Source organism: Streptomyces sp. NPDC006265, assembly GCF_040613555.1.
Taxonomy (GTDB): domain Bacteria; phylum Actinomycetota; class Actinomycetes; order Streptomycetales; family Streptomycetaceae; genus Streptomyces.
This window is the reverse complement of record NZ_JBEXSH010000655.1, coordinates 1-5,213: the sequence shown is the minus strand read 5'-3', so window position 1 is coordinate 5,213 and position 5,213 is coordinate 1. Positions and strand designations below refer to the sequence as shown.

Genomic DNA, 5,213 nt, shown 5'->3' with positions numbered 1-5,213 from the left:
GGGGCGTGGTGGTGCCGGTCACGCGGGTGACCGGGACGATGCCCGGGCCCTCCGGGAGCGACTCCAGGGGGCGTTCGGCACCGCCGCCGCCCAGCCAGTGTCCGCGCAGATACGCCTCGGCCATGGCGCCGAGGTTCAGCTCGTCCAGCGGTGTGGTCCGGCCGCCCCTGCGCAGCCGGTCCTCGGTGAGTTCCGCGGTGCGCGCCAGCGGATTCCGGGACCGTTCCTCGTAGAGCACCTGGCTCATCGCAACCTCCTTCTGCTCCGGTATTCAGGAGGCCGGGAACGGTCCCGGCGGTTCCCTTCACGGGCGGGCGCAACGGCGAAGGCCCGGCGCCCCGTTTCCGGGGTGCCGGGCCTTCGCTCGGTCTCTGGCGACCTTACGTCGTCAGGCGTGAGGTGTGAGCCTCAGTGGGAGTGGGAGTGGCCGTGGCCCCCGGCGGCCGGCTCATCCTCTTCCTTCTTCTCGACGACCAGGGTCTCGGTCGTGAGGAGGAGGGAGGCGATGGAGGCGGCGTTCTCCAGGGCGGAGCGGGTGACCTTCACCGGGTCGATGACGCCGGCCTTGACCAGGTCGCCGTACTCACCGGTCGCGGCGTTGAAGCCCTGGCCCTTGTCGAGCTCGGCGACCTTGGAGGTGATGACGTAACCCTCCAGGCCGGCGTTCTCGGCGATCCAGCGCAGCGGCTCGACGGCGGCCTTGCGGACGACCGCGACACCCGTGGCCTCGTCGCCGGTCTTGCCGAGGTTGCCCTCGAGGACCTTGACGGCGTGGACCAGCGCGGAGCCACCACCGGAGACGATGCCCTCCTCGACCGCGGCGCGGGTCGCGGAGATGGCGTCCTCCAGACGGTGCTTGCGCTCCTTGAGCTCGACCTCGGTGGCGGCACCGACGCGGATGACGCACACGCCGCCGGCCAGCTTCGCGAGGCGCTCCTGGAGCTTCTCGCGGTCCCAGTCGGAGTCGGTGGTCTCGATCTCGGCCTTGATCTGGGCGACGCGGCCCTGCACGTCGTCCTTGTTGCCGGCGCCGTCGACGACCGTGGTGTCGTCCTTGGTGACGGTGACGCGGCGGGCGGAGCCGAGGACGTCCAGACCGACCTGGTCGAGCTTGAGGCCGACCTCCTCGGAGACGACCGTGGCGCCGGTGAGGACGGCCAGGTCCTGCAGCATCGCCTTGCGGCGGTCGCCGAAGCCGGGGGCCTTCACGGCGACGGCGTTGAACGTGCCACGGATCTTGTTCACCACGAGGGTCGACAGGGCCTCGCCCTCGACGTCCTCGGCGATGATCAGCAGCGGCTTGGAGGCGTTGGACTGGATGACCTTCTCCAGCAGCGGCAGCAGATCCGCGATGGCGGAGATCTTGCCCTGCGTGATGAGGATGTACGGGTCGTCCAGGACGGCTTCCATGCGCTCCTGGTCCGTCACGAAGTACGGCGACAGGTAGCCCTTGTCGAAGGCCATGCCCTCGGTGAAGTCCAGCTCCAGACCGAAGGTGTTGGACTCCTCGACGGTGATGACACCGTCCTTGCCGACCTTGTCCATGGCCTCGGCGATGAGCTCGCCGACCTGGCTGTCCTGGGCGGACAGACCGGCGACGGCGGCGATGTCGGACTTCTCGTCGATCGGCCGGGCGGTCGCGAGGAGCTCCTCGGCGCCCGCGGCGACGGCCGCGTCGATGCCCTTCTTCAGGGCGGCCGGGGAGGCACCGGCGGCGACGTTCTTCAGGCCCTCGCGCACGAGCGCCTGGGCGAGCACGGTGGCGGTGGTCGTACCGTCACCCGCGATGTCGTTGGTCTTGGTCGCCACCTCCTTCACCAGCTGGGCACCGAGGTTCTCGTACGGGTCCTCGACCTCGACCTCACGGGCGATGGTCACACCGTCGTTGGTGATGGTGGGAGCGCCGAACTTCTTGTCGATGACGACATTGCGGCCCTTGGGGCCGATCGTCACCTTGACCGTGTCGGCAAGCTTGTTGACGCCGCGCTCGAGGGCGCGACGGGCGTCCTCGTCGAACTTCAGGATCTTCGCCATAGGAGCGTGAGCCCTCTTCCGGAATCTGGGGTAACGGCAACTGCGCCCCGGGCGCCCGGCTCTTGTCGATCGCGGGGGCCAGGGGCGCAGTTCAAAGCAATGTGCTTGGGGTGAATTACTTCTCGACGATCGCGAGCACGTCGCGGGCCGAGAGGACGAGGTACTCCTCGCCGTTGTACTTCACCTCGGTGCCGCCGTACTTGCTGTAGAGCACGACGTCGCCGACGGAGACGTCGAGCGGAAGACGGTTGCCGTCCTCGAAGCGGCCCGGGCCCACGGCAAGGACGACGCCCTCCTGGGGCTTCTCCTTGGCGGTGTCCGGGATGACCAGGCCAGAGGCGGTGGTCTGCTCGGCGTCGAGCGGCTGGACCACAATGCGGTCCTCGAGCGGCTTGATGGCAACCTTGGAGCTGGTGGTCGTCACGATCCGACCTCCCCCTTCGGAGATCTCACGGGGTTAACTGTCTGAGGTGGCGACCAGGTGGATCCGTCGTCGCGGGTGCCGGACCTGCCCGTCGCTGTGTTGGCACTCTCCTAGGAGGAGTGCCAGAGCCGAGACTATGACCGCGATTAGCACTCGGTCAAGCGGACTGCTAATTGCCGGCGGCGCGTCGGCCGGGTGCTCTCTCCAGGTGGTGCGTCCGGTGGTCCTCCAAATGGTCCTCCAGATGGTCCTCCAGCCGCCCCACCCGAAGCCCCTTCCGCTCGATCTCGCGCAGCAGCCGCACGGTCCGTTCCGTCAGGCTCGGGGACATCGTCTCGCCCGCCGGCACCGAGACGATGTCGCCGGCGCGCAGGGCGGGCTCGCCCCGGGTGTAGGTCAGTTCGCCGTCGGCGGTCAGCAACGCGCGCCACAGGACGACCGCCGTGATGCCGCAGTCGGCCGCTGCGCGCAGGGTCGTCCGGTCGTAGGTGCCGTAGGGCGGGCGGAAGAGGCGGGGGCTGATGCCGAAGCGGGAGCGGAGCTTGCGCTGCTGGCCGCAGATCTCGGCGCGCTGCCCGGCGTAGGGCAGGCCGCGCAGGGCGGGGTGGTCGAGGGTGTGGTTCTGGACGGACGCGCCGACCGCGCGCAGCCGGGCGAAGTGGCCGTAGCCGGGGCCCACGACGCTGTCCGTGAGGAACATGCTGACGGGCAGGCGCCGTTCGCGGACGAGGCCGACGAAACGGGGGTCGCGTTCGGCGCCGTCGTCGTAGGTGAGGAAGACGACGGGTTCGCGGGTGGGGACGTGGTCCACGACGGGCGGCAGCCGGCGGGTGTCGCTCACCGCGGGGGGCGGGTCCTGCGCCCGGCCGTCGGCGGCTCCCGGCCGTTCCCCCGCGGTCCCGGCGCAGCCGGCCAGCAGGACCGTGCACAGCAGGGCGGCGGCCGGCCGCCTCACAGGTAGTCCTCCAGCCGCCCGACCGCGTACCCCTGGGCCGTCACCTTGTTCAGGAAGCGGCGGATCATGTCGGCCATCGTGCCCTTCCACTGGTCGCGGCCCCGGAAGTGCGTGAGGACGATGTCGCCCCGGCGCAGCTTGCGGTCCCCCTCGCGGTACTCCCAGTGGTCGGCGAAGACCTCCTCGTTCCACAGGGGCGCGTAGGTGATGCCGCAGGTCCTGGCGGCGCGCAGGGTCGCCCGGTCGTAGCTGCCGTAGGGCGGGCGGAAGAGGGTGGGGCGCTTGCCGAACTGTCTCTCCATGTAGCGCTGCATGCCGCAGATCTCGCGCTTCTGCGCCCGGTAGGACATGCCCCGCAGATTGGGGTGGTGGAGGGTGTGGTTGTTCAGGACCACGCCCCTGGACTGCATCGTCCGGAAGTAGCGGGTGTCGTCCTTGACCAGGTAGCCGCTGAGGAAGGCGGAGTACGGGACGTCCAGGTCGCTCATCATCCGCAGGAACGCGGGGTCCTTCTCGGCGCCGTCGTCGATGGTGAGGAAGACGACCTTGTCCCGGGTGGGGACCCGGGTGAAGACGGGCGGCAGGTTCAGCTCCCGGTGGCCCTCCACCTCGAAGCCCTTGCGGGTCCTGATCCTGGGCTTCTCCGCGGGGGCCGGCGGGGCGGCCCGCGGGACCTTGCGCAGGCCCCAGCGGTGTGCGGCGGCGACCCGGGCGGCGTGCGCGGCGCGCAGCTTGGTGGCGTAGGAGTCGAGCGCGCGGGCCGGGGGCGCGTCGAGGGGTTGCTGGCCACCGGCCGGGGTGATCTGGCCACTGCCGCCGTCCTGCGCGCAGCCGGAGGCGATGGCGGCGAGGACGAGCACGGCGACGCCGGTCCGCACGCCTGCGGACCTCCGCCCCGATGCCCGGCTTTTGTCATGTTGTACGACTGCTCGCATGGTGCCGGATCCTCGCAGCCGCCTCCCGCAGATCCCGGCCCGACACCGCGGCCGGCGCCCCTCCTTCCACCGACTGGCCCACATGCCACCCGTCCGCCGCCGTGGCCGACAATGATCCGGTGAACGACCTCGCTCCCCTCCTCACCCCCGAAGGCCGCGCCCTCCTCGACGAGGTGCGGGACACCGACCCGGCGCAGGAGCTGGTCCAGGGTGTTGCGGGGATCAGTAGAACCGGCCGTGCGGGCAGGGGCTCCGTCGTTCACGCGGGGATCAGTTCGGCTTGGTGTCGATGACTCCGACGCGTTCCGCGGGCGTCTTGCCGCGCAGGGCCTTGCGCAGCGCCGTGACGACGTCCTGCGGGAGGACGTCCCGCTTGCCGCTGGCGCCTTCGATCTGCACGCCCTCGAAGGTCTTGCCGTACGCCTCCTGGAGCGCCTTGAGGTTGTACGTGTCCACGAGCTTGCCGTCGACGGCCTTGAAACTAAGGATCTTCGGCAGCGACAGCGCGCCGAAGGGGATGCTGTGCGCAGCGTCGGTCTGCACGAAGGCCTTGGCCGACATCGCGGGCTGCGCGAAGTCCTTCAGGACCCGGTCGACCTCGGCGTTCGAGACCGTCGGCTGCCGGGTGGTGGTCGGGAGGTTCACCGTGCCGGCCGCGCCGGTCTCCACCTGGGTGCGGTAGGCCTCCTCCACCACCGTCGTCGACTTGGCGAGGTCGACGCCCTTGCCGGTCTTGCCGTACACGGGGACGGCCTTGCCGCCCTTGAACTCGATCGTCTCCGGCAGCGCCTCGGACGCCGACTCGACCAGGGTGTTGCCCGAGTCCACCAGGCGGCCCAGGTTCGGGCCGGTACCGGCGAACGCC

General features: G+C 70.4%; 4 protein-coding genes and 3 pseudogenes. 1 reads left to right on the top strand and 6 read right to left on the bottom strand.

What is annotated here, in order from left to right; translation table 11 throughout:
* From ABZ281_RS36645 to ABZ281_RS36625, 5 genes and pseudogenes are all read right to left on the bottom strand, one after another.
* A pseudogene (locus ABZ281_RS36645) lies at positions 1 to 247 on the bottom strand (hypothetical protein); the annotation flags it as partial.
* 161 nt (positions 248 to 408) lie between these two features.
* Entirely contained in the window at positions 409 to 2,034 is a 1,626-nt protein-coding gene (gene groL / locus ABZ281_RS36640) for a chaperonin GroEL (protein WP_356662369.1), read from the bottom strand.
* Positions 2,035 to 2,149: 115 nt separating this feature from the next.
* Positions 2,150 to 2,458, bottom strand: a complete 309-nt coding sequence (gene groES / locus ABZ281_RS36635; protein ID WP_003974211.1) for a co-chaperone GroES — start codon at positions 2,456 to 2,458, stop codon at positions 2,150 to 2,152.
* Between the two features lie 169 nt (positions 2,459 to 2,627).
* Positions 2,628 to 3,413, bottom strand: coding sequence for a polysaccharide deacetylase family protein (locus ABZ281_RS36630; protein WP_356662368.1), 786 nt, complete (start codon positions 3,411 to 3,413; stop codon positions 2,628 to 2,630).
* Positions 3,410 to 4,291: a polysaccharide deacetylase family protein gene (locus ABZ281_RS36625; RefSeq protein WP_356662367.1), complete on the bottom strand. Its 882-nt coding sequence runs from the start codon at positions 4,289 to 4,291 to the stop codon at positions 3,410 to 3,412. The genes ABZ281_RS36630 and ABZ281_RS36625 overlap by 4 nt, the downstream gene beginning before the upstream one ends.
* 36 nt (positions 4,292 to 4,327) lie before the next feature.
* On the opposite strand from ABZ281_RS36625, the pseudogene ABZ281_RS36620 reads away from it, so the two are divergent.
* Positions 4,328 to 4,551 (top strand): annotated as a pseudogene (locus ABZ281_RS36620) (hypothetical protein); the annotation flags it as partial.
* 67 nt (positions 4,552 to 4,618) lie between these two features.
* Here the strand turns inward: ABZ281_RS36620 and ABZ281_RS36615 are convergent.
* Positions 4,619 to 5,213, bottom strand: a pseudogene (locus tag ABZ281_RS36615) (hypothetical protein); the annotation flags it as partial.

Excerpts from the sequence above, each read along its gene's own strand:
- groL (WP_356662369.1), bottom strand. The coding sequence starts at position 2,034 with ATGGCGAAGATCCTGAAGTTCGACGAGGACGCCCGTCGCGCCCTCGAG.